Here is a 23,113-nt window from a genome sequence, read left to right on the forward strand (position 1 = left end):
ATGGCCACACAAAACGATCTGCCCATCGCCGTCATCGGCGCCGGCCCGGTTGGCCTGGCGGCCGCCGTTCATCTGATCGCCCGGGGCCTGCCGGTGAAGCTCTATGAGGCCGGCAGCGGTGTCGCCGCCAATCTGCGCAATTGGGGCCATGTCCGGGTGTTCACGCCGTGGCGCTATTGCGTCGACCAGGCGGCCGGCAAGCTGCTCGAAAGCCATGGCTGGCGGATGCCGGACGCGGAAGCCTTTCCCACCGCCGACGAACTCGTGGCGCACTATCTCGAGCCGCTGGCCGGGCTGCCAAACCTTGCGCCGGCGATCGAGACCAATGCGCGTGTCGTTGCCATATCGCGCTGGGGCGCCGACAAGGTGCGCGGCAGCGAGCGCGCGACGCGGCCTTTCATGCTCGTGGTCGAGACCGCCAATGGCACAAGGCGCGACAGCGCCCGCGCGGTCATCGACGCCTCGGGGACATGGCGCACGCCCAATCCGCTCGGTGCCGGCGGCATCGCGGCGGAGGGCGAGGCGGAGTTTGCCCACCGCATCGCCTACGGCATCCCCGATATTCTCGGCCGCGACCGCGCGCTTTATGCCGGCCGCACGACCCTGGTTGCGGGCTCCGGCCACTCGGCGGCCAATGCCTTGCTCGACCTTGCCAGGCTGGCCGATGCCGCGCCCGGCACCGCCTTCATCTGGGCGGTGCGCGGAACCGACCTCGTGCGCATCTATGGCGGCGGCGACGCCGACCAGTTGCCGGCGCGCGGCGAACTCGGCGCCGATGTTCGCGACCTCGCCGAAAGCGGCCGCGTCAAGCTGGTCACCGGTTTTGCGACGCTTGCGATCCGCGAGCATGAGGGCCGGCTGATCGTCGAGGGGCAAAGCGAGGAGGGCTTGGCTCAACTCGGCCCCGTCGACCGCATCATCGCCGCCACGGGACAGCGCCCGGACCTGTCGCTGACAAGGGAGCTCAGGCTCGATCTCGATCCGTGGCTGGAAAGCGTCAAGGCGCTCGGGCCGCTCATCGATCCCAACGAGCATTCCTGCGGCGACGTGCCGCCGCATGGCCACCGCGAGCTCGGCCACCCGGAGCCCGGCTTCTACACGGTCGGCATCAAGAGCTATGGCCGTGCGCCGACCTTCCTGCTGTTGACCGGCTACGAGCAGGTCCGCTCGGTCGCGGCGGCGCTCGCCGGCGACATGGCGGCGGCCGACGCCGTGCAACTGGTGCTGCCCGAAACCGGCGTCTGCACGGTGCCGGCGGGCCGCGCTTCGCAGGGTTGTTGCGGCGGGCCAGCGCCGGCGGCGATCGATGCCTGCTGCGTGGCGGATGCCGACGCCAAGGCAGCCGGCAAAGGCGGCTGCGGTTGCGCTGGCAAGATGGAAGCCGCGGAGTGAGTGACGCCAAGATTCCCGCTTCCGCCATCTGGGCGCTGGGCGCCACGCAGATCATCGGCTACGGCACGCTCTACTACAGCTACAGCATCCTGGCGCCGGCGGTGGCGGCGGAACTCGCCTGGTCGCAGCAATGGGTGTTCGCGGTGCTGTCGGTGTCGCTGCTGGCGAGCGCCATCCTGGCGCCGTTCGCGGGCAGCCTGGCGGACCGGGTCGGGGCAGGGCGCCTGATGGTGCCGGGATCGCTGGCGGCGGCAGGCGCGTTGCTCTTGTGCGCACTGGCGCCGGGACGCGCCGGCTTTGCGCTCGGCGTGCTGGCCATGGAGCTTGCCTCCTGCTTCGTCCTCTACAGCACGGCCTTCGTCGCCATCGTGCAGCTCGGCGGCGCGCGGCGCGGCATCACCCATCTCACCTTGATCGCCGGCTTCGCCTCGACCCTGTTCTGGCCACTGACGACGCTGCTGCACCAGCATCTCGGCTGGCGCGAGGTGCTCATTCTCTTTGCCGCGCTCAACGCCTTTGTCTGCCTGCCGATCCATTGGTGGCTGGCCCGGCTTTCGGACCGCGCCGGCAAGGCAAGGGAGAGGATCGTCCCGGTCACGGCGGGCCTGTCAGGGCCGGTGCCCGGCCGGCGATGGTCGCTCCTGTTCGTGCTGGTGCTCGCCGGCTTTGCCATAGAGGGGTTCATGCTTTCGGCTGTTCTCGTGCAGATGGTGCCGTTGCTCACCCTTGTCGGCCTCGGCGGCGCCTCGGTGCTGGTCGCCAGCCTGTTTGGCCCATCGCAAGTGGCGAGCCGGCTGGTCAACATGCTGTTCGGCCGGGGCCTGACGCAGACATCGCGGGCGCTCGGCGCGACCGCAGCACTCGCCGGCGGCCTTGCGGTTCTGCTTGTGGTGGCGCCCTCCGTTCCCGGCGCCATGCTGTTTGCCGTGCTTTTCGGCTTCGGCTCGGGCCTGATGAGCATTGTCGGCGGCACGCTGCCGCTCGAATTGTTCGGCCAGGAGCGCTACGGTTCCTATGTCGGCTGGATCACGGCGGCGCGCCAATTCAGCTCCGCCTTCGCCCCGTTCGGCCTCACCTTGATGATATCGGGCTTCGGTGTTTTCCCGGCCTTGTGGCTCAATGTCGTGGTCGGCCTGTTCGGCATCGCCGCCTTCGCCGCCATCGCGCTGATCAGCCGGCAATCGCGCAAGGGTGAGGAGAGCGGCACGGCAGCGGTCGCGCCGCACGCGGCTGGATGACCGTCGCCGGTGCTCTAAGATCTCGCTGACGGCCATCGGTTCGATCCGCCGCCGGCAACGGAAGCGTTGCCTTTGGCGGCTTGCCGGTCAAAGCTGCCCCGCAGCGCAATGCTCGAGCGTTTCACCGTTTCATGGAAACGGCGAACCGCTCTAACTCTTTGTTTTGACGCAATTCCAGACGGAAAACCGCTCACACTTTTCCTGGAATTGCTTTAAAGCGTCCGCCCATGACTGGAATGTTTCCCGCCACCTCCATGCCTGACCGCGATTGGTGGCAGGCGCTTTGGCCAGACCCGTCGGGCCTCTTGCTGTCGTTGGGTGTCGAGCCCGGCATGACGGCTCTGGACCTGTGCTGCGGCGACGGCTATTTCACCGCTCCGCTTGCGAAAATCGTCAGTGGTCGCGTCTATGCGCTCGACCTCGACCCGGACATGATCGTGGCGGCCAAGGCCGAGGTGAAGCAGCTCGGCGTTTCGGTCCTGAAGTGGATTGTCGCGGATGCCGGCGACGTCGCGGAACTGATCCCTGAAAAGATCGATTTCGTGCTGATCGCCAACACCTTCCACGGTGTGCCCGATCAGCCGGCCCTCGTCAAAGCCGTGGCCCGTACGCTTAAGCCGCGCGGCCTGTTTGCACTCGTCAATTGGCATCAGCTGCCGCGAGAGCACACGACCGTGCTTGGTCAGCCGCGCGGCCCCAGGACGGAGATGCGCATGTCACCCGAAGCGGTGTTGGTGGTTCTGGAGGCTGCTGGTTTCCGGCTTGTGCGAATGGTTGATCTGCCGCCGTATCACTACGGGGCGGTGTTCGAACACAAGGGATGATGCGGACGTCCGGACCGGCCGCTATCCCAAGGTGAACGCGCCGATGCTGCGGTAGAGAACATAGCCCGCAACGACAAAGATCAGCGCGGCAAAGATGCGGTTGAGCGCGTTCTTGTAGGATGCCAGGCGCGTCGCCGCCAACATGCCGATCAGGCCGCCGCCAAGACCGCCAAGGATGGACTCCCCGGCCAACTGCCAGTCGACCATTCCCGATTGTGCGTAGTTGAAGGCCGTGGCGAGGCCGAAGGCCGCGACGGCAAGCAGGGAGGTGCCGATCGCGTTGATTGTCGGCATTCCGGTGGCCAGGATCAGCCCGGGAACGATGAGGAAGCCGCCACCGATGCCAAAGAAGCCGGAGGCCGCGCCGGCGACGATGGCGACCGCTGCGGTCATCGCGCACATTCTGGCGTCGACAGGCCGGACCGTGGTCGAGGTGCCGCGCCTGGGTCGGACCATCAAACCGCCGACCACCAGCATCAGCAGCCCAAAGAAGAAAAGCAGATGCGCGCCGTCGATCGACTTTCCGAGCGTCGATCCCGCGAAAGCTCCCACGGAGCCCAGCGCGGCGAAGACAAGCGCGCAGCGCCACCAGACGTGACCCTTCAAGGCATGACTGCCAAAGTTCGCGAATGCGTTGGCGGCCACCGCAAGCGCGCCTGTGCCGATGGCAATGTGCGGCTGGGCGACGCCGACGACATAAAGCAGGAGCGGCGTGGCAAGGATCGATCCGCCGCCGCCGACAAGGCCAAGGGTGAAACCGACCAGGCCGCCAGAGCCAACGGCGGCAAACAAGGTTGTTGTCATGATGGCCTCCCGGCAAGGAAGCGGTCATGGGCAATCATCCCCGCCAGCATGAAGGCCACGAAGACCAGGGTGGGCGTCAGCCCCAGCGACAATGAAGCCAAGGCCGGGCCGGGGCAAAAACCGCCCAGGCCCCATCCCAGGCCGAAGATCGCCGAGCCGATGACCAGAGGGGCGTCGATCCGCGAGTTCATCGGCACATGGAAGCGATCCGCCAGCAGCGGTCGCGACATCCGCCGCAGCCAGGCCATGCCTGCCATCGCAACGGCAACGGCGCCGCCCAGCACGAAGGCAAGACTTGGATCCCACGCACCAAAAATGTCGAGAAAGCCCTGGACGCGGACGGGATCGAGCATGCCCGACAGTGCCAGGCCAAACCCGAAAAGCGTGCCCGCGGCCAAAGCGGCGACAGGCCGTAGTTTGCTGTGTCTCACAAGGCTGCTCCGCGAAGAAGGGCGACGGCCGCGATGCCGCTCGCAAGGAATGTCAGGACCGCGGCGATCGAACGTGGCGATAGCCGAGCCAGGCCCATCACGCCATGACCGCTGGTGCAGCCCGAGCCCATTCGGGATCCGAAGCCGACCAGCAATCCCGCAAGCATGATCAATGGCAGCGACGCCGTCACGGTCACGGTTGGCCAATGATGAAAGGCCGCGAAGTACACCACCGGGCCAAGCAGCAATCCGGCGACGAAGGCGGCGTTTGTCCAGACATCGATGCCCTGGACCACCTTGCCGACAATCCCGCTGACGCCGGCGATCCTGCCGTTCAGGATCAGCAGGATGGCGCAGGAAAGACCGATAAGGGCCCCGCCAAGAAGGGATACGAGATAAGAGGTCATGGCCTGCCTTCCGAACAGAAGATCGTGTAAAGTGCCGCCACCAATTGAGCGGCCTTCTCGGCGGTCAGCCGGTAGAAGATCTGTTTGCCGTCTCGCCGCGTTTCCACAATGTTGGCATCGCGCAACACCGTCAGTTGCTGGGAAAGGTTCGGTTGATGGATGTCGAGCATTTCTTCCAGCCGGCTGACCGAATACTCGCCTTCGACAAGGGTGCAGACGAGCATCAGCCGCATTGGATGCGCCAGCGTCTTCAACAAGGCCGCGACTTCGCCGGCGCGCGATTCCATGGCGGCGGGCGACATTTTCACTGCATTAGGCTGGATCTCGCTCACCACACGGCTCCTTGCAATGCATCGAGGGGGAATTTCAGATAGCGCGTACCGTTTGCTTCCGGCTCCGGCAGGCGCCCCGCCTGGATGTTGACCTGCAAGGCATGCAAGATGAGTTTCGGCATCGGCAGCGTTCGGTCTCGCGCCACGCGCAATCCGGCAAAGGCCTCTTCGTCCACGCCGGCCAGGTGCGCATTGGCGCGCTTCTGCTCGCCGACCGTGCTTTCCCACTTCGGCGCGCGTCCGCCCGGCTGGTAGTCATGGCCTGTGAAGAGGCGGGTTTCGTCCGGAAGCTCCAGGATCTTCTGGATCGATTTCCACAGGATGCGCGCGTCACCACCGGGAAAATCGGCACGAGCCGTGCCGCTGTCAGGCATGAAGATGGTGTCGTGAACAAAGGCCGCATTGCCGATCGCGTAGGTGATCGACGCTAGGGTGTGACCGGGCGAAAACATCACACGCGCCGCTATGGAACCGACCTTGAACGTGTCACCCTCCGAGAACAGCCTGTCCCACTGCGAACCGTCGACACGAAGTTCGGGCCAGTTGTAGATGCCCCGCCATAGGCGCTGGACATCGACCACCGGCGCTCCGATCGCCGTCGGGGCACCTGTCTTCTGCTTCAGATACTGCGCGGCCGAAAGGTGGTCGGCATGGGGATGGGTGTCGAGAATCCATTCGACGCTCAACCCGTTCTCGGCAACATAGGAAAGCAGCGCGTCGGCGTTGCGCGTCGTGGTCGCTCCGGACTTCTCGTCGAAATCAAGAACCGGATCGACAATGGCGCATTTTCGGGTATCCGGGTCCGAAACCACATATTGCACGCTCCCTGTCCGGGGGTCGAAGAATCCCTTCACCTCCGGTCGCAGTTGCCTGTGCGCTTCGAACCATCGCGACGCCGCCGGCAGGTCGATGCCGAGTTTCAAGCCGAGAGCCGCGATATCCTGGGATGACATGCGGCCGTCGAGTGCCTCGCCCAGCACATACAGGGTCAGGGCGCGCGTGCCGGTCTTGCAATGAGCAAAGACCGGGCCGCCGGCATCGGCCATGGCCGCCTGGAAGGCCCGCGCGTCCGCTTCGGTGATGGTCGGCATCGTGACGGGTATGAAAGCGTAGGAAACATCGGCGTGGCCAGCCGCCTGCCGCTCGGCGGCGTTTCCGGGCTGGGAGGCCTCTTCCCCGTCAGGACGGGCGTTGATCATTCCCGCAAAGCCATGGAAGGCAAGCGACCGGATTTCGGAGATCGAGGGCTGGGGACCGACGCTCAGCACGTCATTTACACGGATCATGGTCATATCGAGCACCTGTATTCTTATCAATATACAATTGCATATAATGTATAATGAATACTCGCACAAGGGGCCTGCCTGGAAATTCGCGGCCGGGTTGCCGGCCTGACGATCTTCTGCCATATTTGCCATATGCAAAAAACATTTTTGCATATGATAAATGTAGACCATGATCGGAGACTTCGAATGACCCAAGCCCAGGTCAATCCGGCGAATGCGGAACTGGTCGAGCGTGGCCGCGGCCGTGTCGCCTGGATCCGTTCGCGCATGGCGATGCTGGCCACGTTGCGTGAAGAGTTCCGCGCCAGTCGCCCCTTCGCCGGCAGGCGCATCGGCATGTCACTGCATATCGAGCCGAAGACGGCGGTGCTGCTCGAAGTGCTGGCCGAAGGCGGCGCCGAGATAATTGGTACCGGCAATCACGGTTCGACGCAGGATGATGTCGTCGCCTTCCTGCAAAGCCAGGGTATCGGCGTGTTCGGCCGCCGCGCCGATACGCTCGCCGACCATCATGCCAACCTGGCACGCGTGCTGGACGCGCAGCCCGACATGCTGCTCGACAATGGCGCCGACCTTGCCGCCGGCATTGTCGAACGCGGCAGGGCGGCGTCCATCCTGGGCGGCACCGAGGAGACGACGTCGGGCGGCGACCGGCTGCGCGGCGAACTGGCCGGCAAGGTGCCGTTCCCCTCCATCGTCATCAACGACAGCCCGCTGAAGGCGATCGGAGAGAACAAGCACGCGGTCGGCCAGTCGGTGGTCGAAAGCTTCATGCGCATCACCAATCTGATGATCCCCGGCCGACGCTTCTGCGTCATCGGCTATGGCTGGTGCGGGCGCGGCATCGCGCAGTATCTGCGGGCACTCGGCGGCCGCGTGGCGGTCGTCGAGGTCGACGAAATCAAGGCGCTGGAGGCGGCCCTCGACGGCTACCGCGTGGCGCCGCTGGCGGAGCTGGCGCCATGGGCACAGGTGTTCATCACCGCCACAGGCCGCGCCGGCGTGCTTCCCGCCGAGGCGATCGCCGCCATGCAGGATGGCGCGGTGCTCGCCAATTCCGGGCATTTCCCCTGGGAGATCGACACTGAGGGGCTCGCCGCCATGACCACCGCCACCACCGATCTCGACGGCACGTTGCGGCGTCTCGACCTCGCCAATGGAAGGCATGTCATCCTCATTGCTGAGGGGCGCATGTTCAACCTTGCCGGCGTCGAGCCAAAGGGCAATTCGATCGAATCCATGGATATCGGCTTCATGCTGCAGGCGCTGTCGCTGGAGCGGGTGGTGAAGGGCGAAAACCTGGCGGCAGGCGCGCAGCCGGTGCCCGACGACATCAACCGGCGTATCGCCCGGCTGATGATGGCTACGATGGGCGCGGCGACGTAACTAAGTTGCTTCCTGATTCTAACTGGGAAGGTGGGTATGGCTGGCAAGACTACGGAAGCGCCGGACTATTCGGTTCCGGCCCTGGAAAAGGCATTCGACATTATCGAACTCTTGGCCGAGCAGAAGGACGGGCTGAACCAGGGCCAGATTTCCGAGGCGGTCGGCCGCTCGATCCACCAGATCTACCGCGTGCTGCAGGCGCTGGAGCGGCGCGGCTACATTTTTCGCGATCGCCCGGCCGGGCTCTATTTCCTGTCGCCGCGCCTGTTTGAGCTGGCGCACCGGCACGAGCCGCTGCGCGGCCTCGTCCAGGCGGCGCTGCCGTCGATGCGGCGGCTGTCCGACGCGATCCAGCAATCCTGCAATCTCGGCGTCCACAATGCCGGACGGGTGCTGATCGTGGCGCAGGTGGAAAGTCCGGCGGCCTTCGGCTTTCGCGTCCGCGTCGGCGCCGAGTTTCCGCTGTTTGCCACCGCCACCGGCCGCACGCTGATGGCGTTCCAGCCGCAGGACAGAGTCAACCAATGGCTGCAAGCCTCTGGTATTCCTGGTGAAAAGCCCGATATCGAGCGCGCGCTTGCCCGCATCCGCGCCGCCGGCCATGAGGAGGTCGCCGACGGGCTGCAGCCGGGCGTCATCGATCTTGCCTTTCCGGTCATCGGGCCGTTCGGCCAGTCGGTCGCAGCACTCACCGTGCCCTATGTGGCGACCAGCTACAGCATGCTCGACCTTGCCACCGTACGCCGCCACGCGGCGCAGGCGGCGCAGGAGATCGCGCTGGTGCTGGCGCCCGAGCCATCAGGCCAAAGCGCGCCGTGACCGATCCCTCCACGCCGATCGTCAAGGCCGTCGTCATCGCCGCTGCGCCGGCCAGAGTCTGGCGGGTGCTGACGACACCGGGGATGATCCCGCAATGGATGTCCGACGAGGAGCTGACCGTCAGCCTGGAAGGGTATGCCGGCGGCACGATCGTGATCCGCGGGCTGCTGCATGGCATGCGGTTCGAGAACCATGGCATCGTCCGCGCCTTTAAGCCCGAGAAGAGTTTTGCCTACAGCTACTGGAGCACGCTGTCGGCCTCGCGCCTGGCGGACGTGCCGGAAAACCACACGCTGGTCAGCTTCGCGCTGGCGCCGGCGGATGGAGGGACGCTGCTGACGCTGACGCTCAGCGACTTCGCCGAACCGGCGATCCGCCCGCACGCCAATCTCTACTGGGGTCCGACCTTGCAGATCCTGAAGGCGGTGTGCGAGCGCCTTTGAGGAAGCGCCATCGCGGCGGCACCAGTCCTTTACTCCTTGGGATGCCTGGCCAGCGCGCGGATGCGGTCGGCGACCTGACTGTCGATCGGGTTGTAGACCGTCAGGTTCAAATCGGGCCGGCCGTCGACCGCGAAGGACGAGTATTCCATCTCGATGTCACCCAGTTCCGGGTGCTTCAGGCGCTTTGTTCCGTCGCCATGGGCGAGCACGTCGTTCTCCTGCCACAGCTTGGCGAACTCGGCGCTGCCGCTGCACAGTTCGTCCACCAGCTGGGTGACCTCGGAGACCGCGCCGGCACGCGCCGCATCGGCCCGGAAAGCGCCGACCACGAAACGGGCGAGGTTCTCCCAATCATGCTGCTTGGCGCGGATGTGGGGCGTGAGGAACATGAAGCGCAATATGTTGCGCCGGCCGGCGGGTATGCTGCCGTAGTCGGTCAGCACGATCTCGGCGGCGCGGTTCCAGGCAACGACGTCCCAGGTCGCGGTCTTGACCAAAGCGGGGCTGGCCTCGAGCGTGTCGATGAGGCGCTGCAGCCGGGGGCTGACGCCTTCGTCGCCTCTGTAGCGGACCTCGGGCGGGCGCCCGAGCCCCAGCATGAAAAGATGTTCGCGCTCGGCCTCGGTCAACAATAGTCCCTTGGCGATGCGGTTCAGCACATCGGCCGAAGGCGCGCCGCCACGGCCCTGTTCCAGCCATGTGTACCAGGTCGGGCTGATGTTGGCGCGCTGGGCGACCTCTTCGCGGCGCAGCCCCGGCGTGCGCCGGCGCCCGGAGAAGCCGAACGATGCCGGATCGAGCCGGGTGCGCCGGTCCTTCAGGAAGGCAGCGAGTGAGCCGGGGGTGGGCATGCTGTTAGCCATCCTGTTAAAGATTATACCATGATAAGATCACTACTTTAATGGAATAATAGACCGTCGATATTACGCAGGCAACCGCAGGAGATTTTGCATGCGTATCTTTCTCACCGGCGCGACCGGTTTCATCGGCTCGGCCATCGTTCCCGAACTCATCCAGGCCGGCCATGAGGTTGTGGGCGTCACCCGCTCCGATGCCGGCGCCGAGGCGCTCGCCGCCGCAGGCGCCGAGGTGCATCGTGGAACGCTCGAGGAGCCGACAAGCCTGCGCGCCGGCGCGGCGAAGGCGGATGCCGTGATCCACACCGCCTTCGACCATGATTTTTCGCGCTTTGCCGACAACTGCGAAAAAGACAAGCGCGTCATTGCAGCCCTTGGTGCGGCGCTTGCCGGATCCGACCGGCCGCTGGTGATCACTTCGGGCGTCGGCATGGGCAGCCCCGGACATGGCCAGCCGGCGGTCGAGGACGTCTTCAACGCCAGCCATCCCAATCCGCGCATCGCCTCGGAACTTGCCGGCAATGCCTTGCTGGAGGCGGGCATCAACGTGTCGGTGATGCGCCTGCCGCAGGTCCACAATACGGTCAAGCAGGGGCTGATCACGCCGCTCGTCGAGATCGCGCGCCAGAAAGGGGTCTCGGCCTATGTCGGCGAAGGCCGCAATCGTTTCTCCGCGGGTCATCTGCTCGATGCCGCGCGGCTCTACCGGCTTGCCGTGGAAAAGCGGCAGCCGGGCGCGCGTTACAACGCGGTCGGCGAGGAAGGTGTCGAGGTGCGCGCCATCGCCGAGGCGCTTGGCCGGGGCCTGAAATTGCCGGTCGTTTCGATCGCGCCGGAAAAGGCGGCGGAACACTTTGGCTGGATGGCTATGTTCGCCCCGGCGGACCTGCCAGCCTCCAGCGCGCTGACCCAGGCCCGGCTCGGCTGGCATCCGACCGGCCCGACGCTGATCACCGACCTCGACGCCATGCGCTATTGATGCGCTACGGCTTCAGCCGGGGCTGACGGCGTAGCGCAAGTGGATGAGCCCGTGCGCCAGCGTTTCGCAACTTGTCAGCGACAACTGCATTTTGCCGGCGAGGCCGCTTTCGCCGAACTCGACAAAGCCCTGGTTTCCCGCCCGTGCATCGAACGCGGGTGCAACGAGCAGGCTAAGCTCATCGACAAGTCCCGCCGCGAAGAAGGAGCCGTTGATGCCGGCGCCGCCCTCGAGCAGCAGCCGGCTGATGCCGAGTTCGCGCCCGAGCACATCGAGCATGGCGGCGAGATCGATCTCGGCCGTTTCCGACACGATGTAGGACACGCCGTCGGCGGCGAGCTCGGCCAGATGGCTGTCGGAGACGCCGTGCCCAAGCAGCACCACGACATGGTCGCCGCCGACATCAGGCTTGGCAAAGTGGAGCTTTCCCGAGGCATCGAGCGCCAGGGCATAGGTCCCCGCGTCGCGTTGGGCGAAATGATGCGGCCGCTCGACCTCGCCGATTTGCTCCGGCGGATGTGCGCCGGCCTTGCTCATCTCGGCCATGGTGACGCGGCCGACGATCCAGCCGTCACCTTCGAGGTCGCTGTGGATCTGCTCATAGAGGCCTGACCACTCGGCCCGGGTCCCGTCTGGGCTTGTGGTGTAGCGGCTGGGGTGAAGGCCGCCATCGAGCGAGGCGAGCATATGGCAGATGATGTGTGGCTTCATGCAATTCTCCAGGGATTACTTTTGGGGTGACATGCATCAGGCCGATTCAAGTTCCATCGCTTTCTCAGCCGCCTTCGCGAGAAACCCGGATCGCGTATAGCCATGGGCTTCGGCAAAGGCATCAATCCGCCGCAGAACGTCGTCCGGCAACGTCACGTTGATACGCACCGCCTTCCTGGCCTCGGTCCTGGCCGCGACCAGGATTGCAACACCGTCGCGATTATCGGCGTCTGCCATCACCGCCTCCAGACTGGAAGGCTCGGGAATAGCTTCGCCATCCTCGACCAGCCCTTCGACGTGGAGGGTGAGTGCCTCTTCGGCCATGGACCGGGCGTCATCCAGATCCTTGCCGGCGGTAATCGCGCCTGGGAAATCAGGGAAAGACACGCCGAAGTCGCTGCCGGCATCCTTATGGATAAGTCCGATATACTGCTTCATGTCCGTCACCTCAGTTTCAGTCCGGATTGCTTTTCGATGCTGCGCAGAGTGCCGATCGGGATATCGCGCTTGGGGTGGGGAACTTTCAACCAGAATGTGAAAGTCAGCTAGAGCCGATAAGGTCTGCGGAGCGCCGCGTCTATGATGCAGGGCAGGACGCCCAGCATCCAAAATTCCGACAATTCCGATAATTGGCTGCCCAGCACTGTTATATCGATGTTGCACAAATGGTTGACCCTGGGTTAGCATCCTCAGGCTGATGCCGATGGGAGGCAGTTTTTGCAACGGCGGTCAGCTGGAGCGGCATGCGCCATCCCGCGCAAGGAGGATGCTCCAACACTTTGAACCGACGCATGATCCCTTCCCAAGACCGATCCTGGTCTTGGGGATTGTGCGTTCTTGTGGAGGAGGATCAACCATGAACAGACGTGAATTCCTGATGACGTCCGTGGCCGCGGGCGCGATGGTGCTGGCCGCTCGTTCGGCGTTCGCCGAGGACAAGCTGACCATACTGGGCTCGGTGCCCAATCTCGGCTTTCCGTTCTTCGTGCACATGCTGAACGAGATCAAGGCGGAAGCCGCCGCCCAGGGCGTCAACTTGACCGAGAGCGACGGCCAGAATTCGGCCACCAAGCAGACCGCCGACATCGAGGCGGCGCTGGTGCAGAAGGTCAACGCCATCGTCATTTCGCCGCTCGACGTCAACGCGCTGGCGCCGGCCATCGAGGAAGCGGTCAAGGCCGGCGTTCCCGTGGTGACGATCGACCGTCGCGTCGACGGTGTCGAGGGCATCCTGGCCCATGTCGGCGCCGACAATGTCAAGGGCGGCGAGGCGGAGGCCAGCGCCATGGTGGCGGCGTTCCCCAACGGCGCCAAGCTGTTCCATCTGCAGGGCCAGCCGGGTGCTGGTCCGGCCATCGACCGCAACAAGGGCGTGCACAATGTGCTCGATCCCTTGAAGGACAAGTATCAGATCATCTTCGAGCAGACCGCCAACTTTGCGCGGGCCGAAGCGCTGTCGGTGACGGAAGCCGGGCTTGCCGCCAACGGCAAGCCGGACGCCATCATCTGCGCCAATGACGACATGGCGCTCGGCGCGCTCGAAGCCTGTGCCGCGCGCAACTTCACCGACGTCAAGATCTACGGCTTCGACGCGCTGCCGGAAGCGCTGGTTGCCGTGCGTGACGGCAAGCTTGCCGGCACGGTCGAACAGTTCCCCGGCCAGCAGTCGCGCACCGCCGTGCAGATCGCGGTCGCTTACGCCAAGAACAAGACCGAGCCGAAGGAGAAGCTGGTGCTGCTGACACCGATCGTCATCGGCAAGGACAATCTTGATAAGGCCGAGAGGTTGAGCGAGACGAAGTAGGCTGATTGGGTGAGGCCGGCGGGACAGCGCCCCCCTCTGCCCTGCCGGGCATCTCCCCCACAAGGGGGGAGATCGGCAGCTTGTTCGACCGCGCCTTTCTTGCGACGTTTGAGATTGGCGAAAGCCGGCGTGACATCCAATCTCCCCCCTCGTGGGGGAGATGTCCGGCAGGACAGAGGGGGGCGCTGTCCCGCGGCCTGCCGCAATCCGGGAGCAACCCTTGCCAGCTGAAGCCGCCCTGCTTGCCGTCGAGAGCATCACCAAGCACTTCTCCGGCGTGACCGCGCTGAGCGATGTCTCGCTCGACATCCACCCCGGCGAAATCCTCGGCCTGCTCGGCGAGAACGGCGCGGGAAAATCGACGCTCTTGAAAATCCTGTCGGGCGTCATGCCGCCGTCGAGCGGGCGCATCATTTTCGACGGCGCCGATTACGCGCCATCCAGCCCGCAGGATGCCAAGCGGCTCGGCATCGTCACCATCTACCAGGAACTCAGCCTGATCCCGACGCTGACGGTGGCCGAGAACATTTTCATCGGCCGCGCGCCGGTCGGGTCGCTGGGACTGGTCAACTGGCGGCGGATGGAGGCGTCGTCGCGAGACATCATCGCTCGCGTCGGCTTGTCCATCGATCCGATGACGCCGGTCTCGGCGCTGTCGGTGGCCGAGCAGCAGCTGGTCGAGATTGCGCGTGCGCTGTCACTGCAAAGCCGGCTGATCATCATGGACGAGCCGACCTCGGCGCTGACCGAGACCGAGGTGCAGCGGCTGTTGTCGATCATGGACCGGCTGCGCCAGGACAAGGTCGCGATCATGTTCGTCACCCACCGGCTGGAGGAGGCATCCGCCATCTGCGACCGCATGACGGTGCTGCGCGACGGCCGGCTGGCCGGGCATCTCGACCGCGATAAGGGGCGACCGATCCAGTTGCCGCGGATCATCGAGAAGATGGTCGGCCGCGCGGCTTCCGAACTCTACGCGCGGCCGGCGCAGCGTGCGGTCGCCGGCGATATCGTGCTGTCGGTGCGCGGCTTGCGGACCGTGCGCGATCCCGAGGCGCCGCATGCCATCGTGCTCGATGGCGTCGACATCGACGTCAAGGCCGGCGAAATCCTCGGCGTCGCCGGACTTGTCGGCTCGGGCCGCACGGAACTGGCGCGCGCCATTTTCGGCGCCGACCGCATCGCTGCTGGCACGATCACGCTCGGCGGCAAACAGATCGCGCCGGCCTCGCCGGCGGATGCCATTGCGCTCGGCATCGGCCTGGTGCCGGAGGACCGCAAGCACCAGGCGATCTTTGCCGCTTTGGGCATCCTGCCGAATTTCTCCGTCGCCTCGCTTGGGCATTTCAGCAACGGCTTCGGCTTTATGGCCGAGCGGCGCGAGCGCGACGCGCTTTCCGGGTTTCGCAAGATGCTGTCGATCCGCATGGCCTCGGCGGAGCAGGCGATCGAGGGCCTGTCGGGCGGCAACCAGCAGAAGGTGATCCTGGCGCGCTGGCTGGCGCGCGACCCGAAAGTGCTGATCGTCGACGAGCCGACGCGCGGCGTCGATGTCGGCGCCAAGGCCGAGGTGCACCAGATCCTGGTGCAGCTTGCGGCGCGCGGCATTGCGGTGATGATGATCTCGTCCGAACTGCCCGAAGTGCTGGCGGTGTCGGACCGCATCGTCACCATGCGCCGGGGCCGCATCACCGGTGAGATGCCGGGCGTCGAGGCGAACGAGGAAAAACTGATGGAACTGATGGCGCTCGACAGCCAAGATGCGCTTGGGCGGGATGCGGAGGGGCAGGCACGATGAGCATCGCCGAAGAACAGGACCAGCGCGGCGGCGTGACGATCGCACGGCTGTTGATGAGTTTCGGGCCGCTGCTGTTCCTGGCGGCGCTGGTCATCGTCTTCACCGTGCTGAAGCCGAGCTTCATCGACCCGATCAATCTGTTCAACATCACAAGGCAAATCTCGATCACCGGGCTGATCGCGCTCGGCATGACCTTCGTCATCCTCACCGCCGGCATCGACCTGTCGGTCGGCTCGCTGCTCGCCTTCTGCGGCATGGTCGCCGCTGTCGTCGCCAAGGGCGGCGCGGCCAACACATTGTCGCTGTCGACCTCAGGCACGCAGGGCTATGGCTGGTTCGCCGCGCTGCTCGCCGCCGTCATCGTCGGCGCTGCCGCCGGCGGCGTGCAGGGGCTCGCCATCACCAGGCTGAAAGTGCCGCCCTTCGTCGTCACGCTGGGCGGGCTGACGGTATTTCGCGGGCTGACGCTGACCATCTCCAATGGCGGCCCGATCTCCGGCTTCGACGCCTCGATGCGCTGGTTCGGCACCGGCCTGATCGGCCCGGTGCCGGTGCCGGCGATCATCTTCGCCATCGCCGCGATCCTGTGCCACATCGTGCTGCGCTACACACGCTATGGCCGCGCCGTCTATGCCGTCGGCGGCAATGCCGAGGCCGCGCGGCTATCGGGCCTGCGCGTCGACCGCATCCTGGTCTCGGTCTATGTCATTGTCGGCTTCTTCGCCGGGCTTGCGGCCTTCGTGCTGTCGGCGCGGCTCAACTCCTCGGAAGCCGTCGCCGGCATCGGCTATGAGCTGACGGTGATCTCGGCCGTCGTCATTGGCGGCACCTCGCTGTTCGGCGGCATCGGCTCGGTCGGCGGCACGGTGGTGGGCGCGGCGCTGATCGGCGTGCTGCAGAACGGGCTGCAGTTCAACAATGTGTCGTCCTACACGCAGAGCATCGTGATCGGGTTGATCCTGATCCTGGCGGTGGCGTTCGACCGCTGGCTGAAGTCGCGGGTGAGGCGATAGGGGCGAGAGGTCTGCGCTCACCCCCCTCTGTCCGGCAGGACAGAGGGGGTGCCTCGCACCAGCAGAACACCATTTCACCCCGGCAACTTCTCCTCAATCACCCGTGCCGAGCCCGGCACCAGCTGCCCGCCCTGATCGAAGCGCAGCACCACCACCCAGTTGAAGACATCATCAGGCCATTTGCCGTTCGGCAGCAGCGTCTTGGGGTCGGCGCTGAAGGCCTTGATGAGCTTGGCCAGCTGGCCGTGATGCCAGGCGATCAGGATCGACTTGCCGTGGCTTTCGGTTGACAGCGCCGCGACGAGGTTCTGGACTTCGTGGTCGGCGAAGCGCTGGTCGATCGGCAGTTTCAGCGCCTGGCTGAGCGGCGTCAGCGTCAGCCGTTCGCGCGCGCTGCTCTTGGAATCGGCACTGGCCACCAGCACATCGGGCCGGAACGCCATGCCATCGAGCATGAAGGGTTGGAAATAGGCGACATAGGCCTGCGCGCGGGCTTCGCCTTCGGGCGACAGGCCGGGGCCGCTGTCGGGCTTTTCGCCATGGCGCACGATCAGCACGGTGGTATCGGCAAGCCCTGATGTGCTGTCGCCGGCGGCGTGGGCGGACAGAGCAAGCGCCATGATCCACAGGGCGGCGAGAACAAGGCGTTTCATGGCGGGTCCTTCCGGCGGGTTTCGACGCACCAATCAGCGCAGCAATCCGACGGAATCAGGGCCGGTCAGGCCAGCCGGGTGGTCAAATGCAGGCGGCTCAAGCCGCTTCGAGCGCCCACAGGCGGTGGCTGTAGCGGCGGAAGAAGCGCGCCACGAGACGCTGCTGTCTCGCCCTGGCGAGGTCGGACAGGTGCCGTTCCTGGCGCCAGCGCGGCATGTTGCGCCAGCAGGCGATGAAGCGGGCGGTGTCCTCGATGGCCTCCTCAGCCGACAGCGCCGGGCCGATCGCCGCCAGGAACAGCAGCTCCGACTGCTTCAGTTCGTCGATGACGGCCTTGCGCCTGTAATGGTCGTGGCGGGCCTGCCCGATGCCGTTGCGGCGGATCGCCTCGAAGGCTTCGAGCAGAGCAGGGCTGTCGCCGGTGTATCCGCAGGCGCGGGCGAAATCGGCGGCATCCATCACTGCTCCCGGGTCTGATGCGGCACGCGACTCACATCTGTGAGTTTATAAAAGCATAACTCAAAAATTGGTAAAAGGGAAACTTTTGGGAAAGTGTTAAAACTGCGGCTCGACTCCCGGCTCAAAACACGGGAATATAAGAACAAATCAGGAACAAACGGGGTGGATGGGCAATGGCATTGCCGGGCAGGAAACCAGTCATCGCACATGTCGTCTCGATATCGGTCGAGTGCGCCGATTGCGGCCGCAACAGATGGTGGAAACCGGATGAGCTCCGGCGTTTCGGGGTGGCGGGCAACACGCCGCTGGCGGAGCTTTCGGGTCGCATCGTCTGCTCGGCCTGCCGCGCCGACGGGCTGCCGGGCACGGCGATCTCGATCCAGGCCGCCTTCGTCGACGAGCGCCAGCGCGTGCGCAGCGAAGCGCAGATGCTGAGCGAGCGGGAAGTGCAGGTGGAGGGGGCGAGGCGGGCTTGAGGGTGCGTCATGGACAATTTCGCCAACGTTGTTGCGCGACGCTGCGATCGGCCCCCTTCTCCCCGTCACTATACGGGGAGAAGGTGCCGGCAGGCGGATGAGGGGCAGCGCTGATTTGGCAGAATTGAACTTTCATTTTGATGGTGTGAGAGTGTGGCCAAGTTTAGCCGTTTTCTTCGAGGCTTGGCATTGGAGGTGCTACTTGCCGAGATCTTGGCGCTGCCCCTCATTGTCCTGCCGGACATTTCTCCCCGTATAGTGACGGGGAGAAAGTAGGCTGTTGCGGATGGTTTCGCCAACTGTCGACGGCGCAAGAACGCCGTCACACGGGTAAGGGCGGCTGCATCCGGAAAAGCAGGCGCCTCTAATACCCCAGCAATTCCTTCAGCGGTATGACCCGCCAGACATGCTTGATCGCATAGCGGTTGAAGGTCAGCGTCTTGGGCGGATTGTACTGCTCGACCACCAGCTCGCCGGCGGTGCGCTTGACCAGCTTCTTGACGAAGGCCTTGCCGTTCTTTTCGTTTTCTTCCGGAAACGTCTCGATCACCACATGGTCGCCGGGCACCGCGTCGCGGCCGCCGCAATAGATGAGGTCGCCGGGTTCGTAGCGCGGCACCATGGAGTCGCTCAGCACATGCAGCGCGAAGACTTTCGGCAGGTTGCGCACGCCCGGCGGGCGCTGGACGTAGCCGGCCGGCTCGCCGTTGAAGGTGAAGTCGCCGTCATCGCCGCCGACCGCGGCACCCAGCACCTCGATATCCATTGAGCCGGCGGGCAGCGGGCCGGCATCGGTGACGATCTCGGCGTCGGCCACCGGGCCGGCATGGTCGAGGAAGACGACCTCGCCTTTGCCCAGCGCAACGGGGTCGACGCGCAGGAAGGCGGCGGTCTTCAACAGGTTCTCGGTCTTGGGCAAATTGCGGCCGGTTTCCCAATTGCCGACGGCGGCGACATCGGTGTCGTTGTGCTCGGCAATATGGCGCATGACCAGGCCGCGCTGTTTGCGCGCCTGGCGTATCGCCGCCCCGACCTTGATCGACAGTTCCGTTTTGGCCATGGCACCCATGTGAGCGATGAAAGCGGCTCTCGTCTATGAAAGAATGGCTTGCATCTATTTTTGAGTTATGCTTATATCTGGCCATGCAAAACCTGTCCAGCTTTGATGGCGCGGTAGCGCCAGCCTCGCGTGAGGCAAACGAGGCGACTGAAGTCGCCGCCCATTCCCTTCCGTCCCGGCCGTCCTCCTCCCCGGCCGGGGCGAAGCCCGAGCGCTTTGATGCCTCGGGTCCGGCCCGCCCGTCAGCGGTGCCCGGAACGGCCGGAGCCGCCGCTCCCCTCGGCTCCGGCCCCCCATTCGACCGGCCCGCTGCCGGTCCCTATGCGCGCTCCTGCATCCGCACGCAGACCGTCATCCTGTTCGAGCCGATGACGGGCAGGGCGGTTTCCGCCCCCGACAGAAAGACCGCCGAGGCGCGGCTGGCGCGCCTGGCCGCCGGGCACTCGATCCGCTCCGGCTGATCCGGTCCGCAAGCCGGCTTTCGCACCGAACACCCTGACCGTGGCCCGGACCGGGCCCGCACCCTGACGCCTGGCCGACGGCGCGCGCTCGAGCGCGGCCGAAGGCGGACCCCTGGATGGAGCCTGGACATGGCAAGCTACAGCGACGCCGAACTGCAAGAGATCGCCCGCTGGCTGAAGGAGGGGCTTTCAGCCTCGCGGATCGCCGCGGCGTTCAGCGCGCTGCGCGGCAGCCCGGTTTCACGCAACGCCATCATCGGCATCGTCCACCGTAACGCCATGCTGGGCGCGATCGGCTTTGCCAACGGCCGAGGGATGCCGCCGGCCGTGAGGCAGGCTGCCGGTGAACGGACGATGCGCAAGCCGGCGACCGCCAAGCGGGCAAAGGACAAGGCCAATGGCAAGGCGGTTGCGGAAAAACGCACCCGCGTCCGTGCCGCCGAGGACACCATCCCGCGCAAGAACAAGGCCCGGGCCAGGCGCGACGCTTCGCCGGCCTGGCTGCCGCCGCGCCTGTTCGTGCGCGAGGTGGGCGTGCTGATCGCCGATGGTGAAGCCTACCGTTTCAAGGTGCCGGCACCGCCGCGCGGACCCATCGGCCGCCAGCCGCATGGCGTGGCGATGCGCTTCATCGACTGCCTGTTTTCCCGCTGCCGCGCGCCGCTGGACCTAACGCTGGAAGAGGATCCGGAAAACGACGCGCCAGGCGGCTGGCCCGGCGCCGACATGCTGTGCTGCGGCATGCGCACCAAAGGGCTGAAAAGCTACTGCGGTTATCACCAGGCACGGTTTCAACGCAGGGTTTGCGCGTGAGCTTCCTTCTCCCCGTCTCTATACGGGGAGAAGGTGCCGGCAGGCGGATGAGGGGCAGCGCTGACATGGCAGGATTGAAAGCAGACATGAACCCCAAGCACCCGATTCAGACGCCACTTACCGAAACGCTGGCGCTGCCCCTCATTGCCCTGCCGGGCATTTCTCCCCGTAAACGGGGAGAAAGGGCTTGTGTCTTATTTCGGTATCTGCCGGCCTTGTTTGGGCATGCGGCTTTGCACGCTGCGCGGCTCCAGCCGCATGGCCGGGCCAGCTTCGGCAACCAGGATGCCGGCGACGCGGGCAAAGCCGGTGAACACTTTCATCGCGTCGGATTCGGAAATCTGCGCCGCGATCGCGGCACTGCAGGCGTTGAGCGCGCTGCGGTAGACATGGCCGCGCCGATCGATCGGCCAGCGCTGCAGGAAATCGGCGGCATCGCTGACGCTGTCGATCTCCTCGACATGTCCGTCCATGCTTACTTTGAGCGGCGTTTTCATCGTACCCACGGCGTTCACCCTCGATCTCGGCGCGGCTTTCAAGCCGACGCTTATAAACGCGCGAGGCCGCCAGGCGGTTGCATCGCCTTCGCGCGGGCTTCACGGGTTGGCGGCGGCGTCGAGCCAATCATGCGCCCGGCTTCTGCGCTTGGCCACCAATATTCCCTGTTGCCGGGCGGCCTTGCTGAAGGCCTCGAAGGCGGTGCGCGGGCAGCAACTGCCCTCGACCGCCAGCCTGACCAGCCGTGCGGCCTCGACATAGGCGGGTGCCGTCTTGTCGGGCCATTGGTGCCGCAACGCCGTCTCGGCGTCGGCGACCGAGCCGACCAGCATGGTCTTGTTGTCGCAAAAGCGCAGCGTAACCGGCATGAAAGCCGTCATCGGCAAACCTCCCTCAGGCATGGTCGCGTCATAACGTGCGGGCCGGCGGCTGGTTCCATTAGCGTGCGTGCAAGCAGGGGGCCGGCATGAGCGAGCGGCCGTTCATGCAGCTCTACGTCTCCGATTTCGTCGGCGACACGTTGCAGCTCTCCACCGAGCAGATCGGCGCCTACATGCTCATCCTGATGGCGATGTGGAACGCCGGCGGCCGGCTGCCCGACGATGACGCCAAGCTGGCGCGGGTGGCGCGGCTGTCGCTCAAGAGATGGCGTGCCATCAGCGGCGACCTGTTGACCTTCTTCGAGCGCGAGGCGGGCGAGATCGGCCATAAGAGGCTGACGAAAGAGCTGCACAAGGCGCAGGTCAAAAGCGAGGCGAGGGCCGCCGCCGGCGCACGCGGCGGTGCCGCCACCGCCTTGAAAACAAAGGCGCATCCCCCAGCAAGTGCCGGCGCTTTGCCGCGGCATTTTCCAGACTCCAGAAACCAGAGTGAAAAAGCGTCCGCTTTTTCCCCCGCGGGTAAATACAAAACGGCTCCCGTCTTTTCGGGGAAAAAACCCGGCTGGCAGCGGCCGAAAACCCATACCGACGCCGCCAACGCCATCATCGAGGAGATCCGCAGCCATGACCGCAGCCGAACTGCAGCAGGCGACGAGGGCGCTGGCCGTGATGTTCTCATGCTTCCCGCAATCCGCCCTGACTGATGTCGACATGCAGATGCGCGGCTATCTCAGTGCTGTGCGCGACGCCGAACTTGCCGACCTGCAAGCCGCCATCCAGCGCTTCGTGCGCGGCGAGGTGAAAAGCGGCAACGCCCAGTTCTGCCCATCGAGCGCGCAGCTCTGCATCGAGGTGCGGGAGCGGCGGGTGATGCGCGAGCTGATGGCGAGAAGGGCGGCGCAAGTGCCCGCGAAGCTGGTGACGGGATGATCATCTCCGACAGGTCGGCGGGACAGCGCCCCCCTCTGGCCTGCCGGCCATCTCCCCCACTAGGGGGGAGATTGGCAGCGTCGCCCGCGCCGCCTTTTCTGCAACGCCGGCGATTGGCGAAGGCCGCGACGCATTCAATCTCCCCACCTGTGGGGGAGATGCCCGGCAGGGCAGAGGGGGGCGCTGTCCCGCCGGCCTCTCTAACCAAAAACACCACACCCCAAAACCCCAAGGAGCCGCCCCATGCCCAGGAAAGCCAAAGCCGCCAAGCCGCAAGCCCCCAAATTGCCCAAGGGCGAGGCCGAGCAGGTGCGCATCCGCCGGGAGGTCGGCCATGATTTCGCGCTCAGCGACGACGCCTTCGGCCGCAAGCGGCTCAACGCCGGCACGGCTGAAGCGCGGCGCGTCTATGAAGTGTCGAATGACGGCTACACCTCCACCGGCGGCATCGTGCGGGTGCGCAATGTCGATCCGCTGCTCGGCATCACCTCGCTGTCGCGCCAGCAGCGCGAGGCCGGCCAGCGCTACCGCGAGGATTTCCAGTGCAGCCAGCAGGCCAGCGTGAAACCGATGCGCTGGAGCGAGCGCGTCGACGGCGGCCGCCATGGCGGCGGCATCGCCGACAGCGTGCTCGACGCCGGTCGGGCGCATGCCGCCGCAACGAGGGCGCTATGCCATTGGGAGGTCGCGGCGGTGGTGCAAAAGGTCTGCTGCGCGGGCGGGTCGATCAAAAGCCTGGCGGAACAGACCGGTGAAGGAAGGGACGTGGTGACGAAGCTCTTGAAGGTCGGGCTCGACCTGCTGGCAGTGCATTATGGGATGATGATGGGGCGGTGAGGCGACGCAACGATCCGGCCG

Annotated in this window: 29 protein-coding genes and 1 pseudogene; 16 read left to right on the plus strand and 14 right to left on the minus strand. The window is 65.5% G+C overall.

What is annotated here, in order from left to right; genetic code table 11:
* The 3 genes from CKW40_RS14235 (at position 1) to CKW40_RS14245 (ending at position 3,454) form a co-directional block, all read left to right on the plus strand.
* A complete protein-coding gene (locus CKW40_RS14235) occupies positions 1-1,392 on the plus strand; it encodes an NAD(P)/FAD-dependent oxidoreductase (protein WP_095200529.1) in 1,392 nt (463 codons plus the stop codon).
* The gene (arsK, locus tag CKW40_RS14240) at positions 1,389-2,630 is read left to right on the plus strand and encodes an arsenite efflux MFS transporter ArsK (RefSeq protein WP_095200530.1); all 1,242 of its coding nucleotides are present in this window, start codon (positions 1,389-1,391) and stop codon (positions 2,628-2,630) included. The genes CKW40_RS14235 and arsK overlap by 4 nt, the downstream gene beginning before the upstream one ends.
* A 236-nt stretch (positions 2,631-2,866) precedes the next feature.
* On the plus strand, positions 2,867-3,454 hold the full coding sequence (locus CKW40_RS14245) for a class I SAM-dependent methyltransferase (RefSeq protein WP_439330979.1): 588 nt from the start codon (positions 2,867-2,869) through the stop codon (positions 3,452-3,454).
* A gap of 21 nt (positions 3,455-3,475) precedes the next feature.
* Here the strand turns inward: CKW40_RS14245 and CKW40_RS14250 are convergent, their stop codons facing one another.
* From CKW40_RS14250 to blh, 5 genes are read right to left on the minus strand one after another with little or no spacing between them, the layout of a single operon-like run.
* Positions 3,476-4,258, minus strand: coding sequence for a sulfite exporter TauE/SafE family protein (locus CKW40_RS14250; RefSeq protein WP_095200532.1), 783 nt, complete (start codon positions 4,256-4,258; stop codon positions 3,476-3,478).
* Positions 4,255-4,656, minus strand: coding sequence for a DUF6691 family protein (locus tag CKW40_RS14255; RefSeq protein WP_439330980.1), 402 nt, complete (start codon positions 4,654-4,656; stop codon positions 4,255-4,257). The genes CKW40_RS14250 and CKW40_RS14255 overlap by 4 nt, the downstream gene beginning before the upstream one ends.
* 29 nt (positions 4,657-4,685) lie before the next feature.
* Entirely contained in the window at positions 4,686-5,096 is a 411-nt protein-coding gene (locus CKW40_RS14260; RefSeq protein ID WP_095200534.1) for a YeeE/YedE family protein, read from the minus strand.
* Positions 5,093-5,398: a sulfite-sensing transcriptional repressor BigR gene (bigR, locus tag CKW40_RS14265; RefSeq protein WP_095200703.1), complete on the minus strand. Its 306-nt coding sequence runs from the start codon at positions 5,396-5,398 to the stop codon at positions 5,093-5,095. Before bigR ends, CKW40_RS14260 begins: the two co-directional genes overlap by 4 nt.
* Positions 5,399-5,424: 26 nt before the next feature.
* Positions 5,425-6,720, minus strand: a complete 1,296-nt coding sequence (gene blh / locus CKW40_RS14270) for a bifunctional sulfur transferase/dioxygenase Blh (RefSeq protein WP_095200535.1) — start codon at positions 6,718-6,720, stop codon at positions 5,425-5,427.
* Positions 6,721-6,900: 180 nt separating this feature from the next.
* On the opposite strand from blh, the gene CKW40_RS14275 reads away from it, so the two are divergent.
* The 3 genes from CKW40_RS14275 to CKW40_RS14285 are packed head-to-tail and all read left to right on the plus strand — an operon-like array spanning position 6,901 to position 9,362.
* Entirely contained in the window at positions 6,901-8,100 is a 1,200-nt protein-coding gene (locus CKW40_RS14275; RefSeq protein ID WP_095200536.1) for an adenosylhomocysteinase, read from the plus strand.
* A gap of 36 nt (positions 8,101-8,136) precedes the next feature.
* Entirely contained in the window at positions 8,137-8,919 is a 783-nt protein-coding gene (locus CKW40_RS14280) for an IclR family transcriptional regulator (RefSeq protein WP_095200537.1), read from the plus strand.
* The gene (locus CKW40_RS14285; RefSeq protein WP_095200538.1) at positions 8,916-9,362 is read left to right on the plus strand and encodes an SRPBCC family protein; all 447 of its coding nucleotides are present in this window, start codon (positions 8,916-8,918) and stop codon (positions 9,360-9,362) included. The genes CKW40_RS14280 and CKW40_RS14285 overlap by 4 nt, the downstream gene beginning before the upstream one ends.
* A gap of 29 nt (positions 9,363-9,391) precedes the next feature.
* Here CKW40_RS14285 and CKW40_RS14290 read toward each other — a convergent pair whose 3' ends face one another.
* Entirely contained in the window at positions 9,392-10,225 is an 834-nt protein-coding gene (locus CKW40_RS14290) for a helix-turn-helix transcriptional regulator (RefSeq protein WP_095200539.1), read from the minus strand.
* 88 nt (positions 10,226-10,313) lie between these two features.
* Here CKW40_RS14290 and CKW40_RS14295 point away from each other — a divergent pair, with 88 nt between their 5' ends.
* Positions 10,314-11,198: an SDR family oxidoreductase gene (locus CKW40_RS14295; RefSeq protein ID WP_095200540.1), complete on the plus strand. Its 885-nt coding sequence runs from the start codon at positions 10,314-10,316 to the stop codon at positions 11,196-11,198.
* Between the two features lie 12 nt (positions 11,199-11,210).
* Here the strand turns inward: CKW40_RS14295 and CKW40_RS14300 are convergent, their stop codons facing one another.
* From CKW40_RS14300 to CKW40_RS44605, 3 genes and pseudogenes are all read right to left on the minus strand, one after another.
* Positions 11,211-11,909 (minus strand): RibD family protein, encoded by a 699-nt coding sequence (locus CKW40_RS14300; protein WP_095200541.1) that lies wholly within the window; start codon positions 11,907-11,909, stop codon positions 11,211-11,213.
* 36 nt (positions 11,910-11,945) lie between these two features.
* Entirely contained in the window at positions 11,946-12,347 is a 402-nt protein-coding gene (locus tag CKW40_RS14305) for a type II toxin-antitoxin system HicB family antitoxin (RefSeq protein WP_095200704.1), read from the minus strand.
* Positions 12,348-12,352: 5 nt separating this feature from the next.
* A pseudogene (locus CKW40_RS44605) lies at positions 12,353-12,430 on the minus strand (type II toxin-antitoxin system HicA family toxin); the annotation flags it as partial.
* Between the two features lie 335 nt (positions 12,431-12,765).
* On the opposite strand from CKW40_RS44605, the gene CKW40_RS14315 reads away from it, so the two are divergent.
* The 3 genes from CKW40_RS14315 (at position 12,766) to CKW40_RS14330 (ending at position 16,524) form a co-directional block, all read left to right on the plus strand.
* Positions 12,766-13,713, plus strand: coding sequence for a substrate-binding domain-containing protein (locus CKW40_RS14315; protein ID WP_095200542.1), 948 nt, complete (start codon positions 12,766-12,768; stop codon positions 13,711-13,713).
* Between the two features lie 220 nt (positions 13,714-13,933).
* A complete protein-coding gene (locus tag CKW40_RS14325) occupies positions 13,934-15,511 on the plus strand; it encodes a sugar ABC transporter ATP-binding protein (protein ID WP_179297964.1) in 1,578 nt (525 codons plus the stop codon).
* The gene (locus tag CKW40_RS14330) at positions 15,508-16,524 is read left to right on the plus strand and encodes an ABC transporter permease (RefSeq protein ID WP_095200543.1); all 1,017 of its coding nucleotides are present in this window, start codon (positions 15,508-15,510) and stop codon (positions 16,522-16,524) included. The genes CKW40_RS14325 and CKW40_RS14330 overlap by 4 nt, the downstream gene beginning before the upstream one ends.
* Before the next feature lie 74 nt (positions 16,525-16,598).
* On the opposite strand, the gene CKW40_RS14335 is transcribed toward CKW40_RS14330, so the two are convergent.
* The gene (locus CKW40_RS14335) at positions 16,599-17,177 is read right to left on the minus strand and encodes a flagellar basal body-associated protein FliL (protein WP_244571179.1); all 579 of its coding nucleotides are present in this window, start codon (positions 17,175-17,177) and stop codon (positions 16,599-16,601) included.
* Between the two features lie 97 nt (positions 17,178-17,274).
* Positions 17,275-17,637, minus strand: a complete 363-nt coding sequence (locus CKW40_RS14340; protein WP_095200544.1) for a hypothetical protein — start codon at positions 17,635-17,637, stop codon at positions 17,275-17,277.
* A 173-nt stretch (positions 17,638-17,810) separates the two neighbouring features.
* Between CKW40_RS14340 and CKW40_RS14345 the strand changes: the two genes are divergently transcribed.
* Complete coding sequence (locus CKW40_RS14345; RefSeq protein WP_095200545.1) at positions 17,811-18,113, plus strand: hypothetical protein; 303 nt, start codon at positions 17,811-17,813, stop codon at positions 18,111-18,113.
* 364 nt (positions 18,114-18,477) lie between these two features.
* On the opposite strand, the gene CKW40_RS14350 is transcribed toward CKW40_RS14345, so the two are convergent.
* Positions 18,478-19,182 carry an XRE family transcriptional regulator gene (locus CKW40_RS14350; RefSeq protein ID WP_095200546.1) on the minus strand — a complete coding sequence of 235 codons (705 nt, stop codon included), beginning with the start codon at positions 19,180-19,182 and terminating at the stop codon, positions 18,478-18,480.
* A gap of 74 nt (positions 19,183-19,256) precedes the next feature.
* Here CKW40_RS14350 and CKW40_RS14355 point away from each other — a divergent pair, with 74 nt between their 5' ends.
* Together CKW40_RS14355 and CKW40_RS14360 are read left to right on the plus strand one after the other, a co-directional pair.
* Positions 19,257-19,634 (plus strand): hypothetical protein, encoded by a 378-nt coding sequence (locus CKW40_RS14355; RefSeq protein WP_244571180.1) that lies wholly within the window; start codon positions 19,257-19,259, stop codon positions 19,632-19,634.
* A 129-nt stretch (positions 19,635-19,763) separates the two neighbouring features.
* The gene (locus CKW40_RS14360) at positions 19,764-20,447 is read left to right on the plus strand and encodes a GcrA family cell cycle regulator (RefSeq protein WP_095200548.1); all 684 of its coding nucleotides are present in this window, start codon (positions 19,764-19,766) and stop codon (positions 20,445-20,447) included.
* 194 nt (positions 20,448-20,641) lie between these two features.
* Here CKW40_RS14360 and CKW40_RS14365 read toward each other — a convergent pair whose 3' ends face one another.
* The gene (locus CKW40_RS14365) at positions 20,642-20,944 is read right to left on the minus strand and encodes a DUF982 domain-containing protein (protein WP_095200549.1); all 303 of its coding nucleotides are present in this window, start codon (positions 20,942-20,944) and stop codon (positions 20,642-20,644) included.
* A 99-nt stretch (positions 20,945-21,043) separates the two neighbouring features.
* Positions 21,044-21,325, minus strand: a complete 282-nt coding sequence (locus CKW40_RS14370; RefSeq protein WP_095200550.1) for a DUF982 domain-containing protein — start codon at positions 21,323-21,325, stop codon at positions 21,044-21,046.
* A gap of 86 nt (positions 21,326-21,411) precedes the next feature.
* Here CKW40_RS14370 and CKW40_RS14375 point away from each other — a divergent pair, with 86 nt between their 5' ends.
* The 3 genes from CKW40_RS14375 (at position 21,412) to CKW40_RS14390 (ending at position 23,092) form a co-directional block, all read left to right on the plus strand.
* Positions 21,412-22,029 (plus strand): YdaU family protein, encoded by a 618-nt coding sequence (locus tag CKW40_RS14375; RefSeq protein WP_095200551.1) that lies wholly within the window; start codon positions 21,412-21,414, stop codon positions 22,027-22,029.
* A 7-nt stretch (positions 22,030-22,036) separates the two neighbouring features.
* Positions 22,037-22,255 carry a hypothetical protein gene (locus CKW40_RS14380; protein WP_095200552.1) on the plus strand — a complete coding sequence of 73 codons (219 nt, stop codon included), beginning with the start codon at positions 22,037-22,039 and terminating at the stop codon, positions 22,253-22,255.
* A 243-nt stretch (positions 22,256-22,498) separates the two neighbouring features.
* Positions 22,499-23,092, plus strand: a complete 594-nt coding sequence (locus CKW40_RS14390) for a DUF6456 domain-containing protein (RefSeq protein WP_095200554.1) — start codon at positions 22,499-22,501, stop codon at positions 23,090-23,092.
* Positions 23,093-23,113: the final 21 nt, after the last annotated feature.

The sequence above is a fragment of the Mesorhizobium carmichaelinearum genome, from assembly GCF_900199455.1.
Lineage (GTDB): Bacteria > Pseudomonadota > Alphaproteobacteria > Rhizobiales > Rhizobiaceae > Mesorhizobium > Mesorhizobium carmichaelinearum.

Bases quoted from the DNA above. Each gene is read 5' to 3' on its own strand.
- CKW40_RS14345 (WP_095200545.1), top strand. From the start codon at position 17,811: ATGGCATTGCCGGGCAGGAAACCAGTCATCGCACATGTCGTCTCGATA.
- CKW40_RS14375 (WP_095200551.1), top strand. From the start codon at position 21,412: ATGAGCGAGCGGCCGTTCATGCAGCTCTACGTCTCCGATTTCGTCGGC.
- CKW40_RS14365 (WP_095200549.1), bottom strand. From the start codon at position 20,944: ATGAAAACGCCGCTCAAAGTAAGCATGGACGGACATGTCGAGGAGATC.
- CKW40_RS14315 (WP_095200542.1), top strand. From the start codon at position 12,766: ATGAACAGACGTGAATTCCTGATGACGTCCGTGGCCGCGGGCGCGATG.
- CKW40_RS14380 (WP_095200552.1), top strand. From the start codon at position 22,037: ATGCAGATGCGCGGCTATCTCAGTGCTGTGCGCGACGCCGAACTTGCC.
- CKW40_RS14300 (WP_095200541.1), bottom strand. From the start codon at position 11,909: ATGAAGCCACACATCATCTGCCATATGCTCGCCTCGCTCGATGGCGGC.
- blh (WP_095200535.1), bottom strand. From the start codon at position 6,720: ATGACCATGATCCGTGTAAATGACGTGCTGAGCGTCGGTCCCCAGCCC.
- CKW40_RS14305 (WP_095200704.1), bottom strand. From the start codon at position 12,347: ATGAAGCAGTATATCGGACTTATCCATAAGGATGCCGGCAGCGACTTC.
- CKW40_RS14340 (WP_095200544.1), bottom strand. From the start codon at position 17,637: ATGGATGCCGCCGATTTCGCCCGCGCCTGCGGATACACCGGCGACAGC.
- CKW40_RS14245 (WP_439330979.1), top strand. From the start codon at position 2,867: ATGTTTCCCGCCACCTCCATGCCTGACCGCGATTGGTGGCAGGCGCTT.
- CKW40_RS14390 (WP_095200554.1), top strand. From the start codon at position 22,499: ATGCCCAGGAAAGCCAAAGCCGCCAAGCCGCAAGCCCCCAAATTGCCC.
- CKW40_RS14290 (WP_095200539.1), bottom strand. From the start codon at position 10,225: ATGGCTAACAGCATGCCCACCCCCGGCTCACTCGCTGCCTTCCTGAAG.
- CKW40_RS14250 (WP_095200532.1), bottom strand. From the start codon at position 4,258: ATGACAACAACCTTGTTTGCCGCCGTTGGCTCTGGCGGCCTGGTCGGT.
- CKW40_RS14355 (WP_244571180.1), top strand. From the start codon at position 19,257: ATGCAAAACCTGTCCAGCTTTGATGGCGCGGTAGCGCCAGCCTCGCGT.
- CKW40_RS14370 (WP_095200550.1), bottom strand. From the start codon at position 21,325: ATGACGGCTTTCATGCCGGTTACGCTGCGCTTTTGCGACAACAAGACC.
- CKW40_RS14280 (WP_095200537.1), top strand. From the start codon at position 8,137: ATGGCTGGCAAGACTACGGAAGCGCCGGACTATTCGGTTCCGGCCCTG.
- CKW40_RS14235 (WP_095200529.1), top strand. From the start codon at position 1: ATGGCCACACAAAACGATCTGCCCATCGCCGTCATCGGCGCCGGCCCG.
- bigR (WP_095200703.1), bottom strand. From the start codon at position 5,398: ATGTCGCCCGCCGCCATGGAATCGCGCGCCGGCGAAGTCGCGGCCTTG.
- CKW40_RS14350 (WP_095200546.1), bottom strand. From the start codon at position 19,182: ATGGGTGCCATGGCCAAAACGGAACTGTCGATCAAGGTCGGGGCGGCG.
- CKW40_RS14275 (WP_095200536.1), top strand. From the start codon at position 6,901: ATGACCCAAGCCCAGGTCAATCCGGCGAATGCGGAACTGGTCGAGCGT.
- CKW40_RS14260 (WP_095200534.1), bottom strand. From the start codon at position 5,096: ATGACCTCTTATCTCGTATCCCTTCTTGGCGGGGCCCTTATCGGTCTT.
- CKW40_RS14335 (WP_244571179.1), bottom strand. From the start codon at position 17,177: ATGAAACGCCTTGTTCTCGCCGCCCTGTGGATCATGGCGCTTGCTCTG.
- CKW40_RS14295 (WP_095200540.1), top strand. From the start codon at position 10,314: ATGCGTATCTTTCTCACCGGCGCGACCGGTTTCATCGGCTCGGCCATC.
- CKW40_RS14330 (WP_095200543.1), top strand. From the start codon at position 15,508: ATGAGCATCGCCGAAGAACAGGACCAGCGCGGCGGCGTGACGATCGCA.
- CKW40_RS14360 (WP_095200548.1), top strand. From the start codon at position 19,764: ATGGCAAGCTACAGCGACGCCGAACTGCAAGAGATCGCCCGCTGGCTG.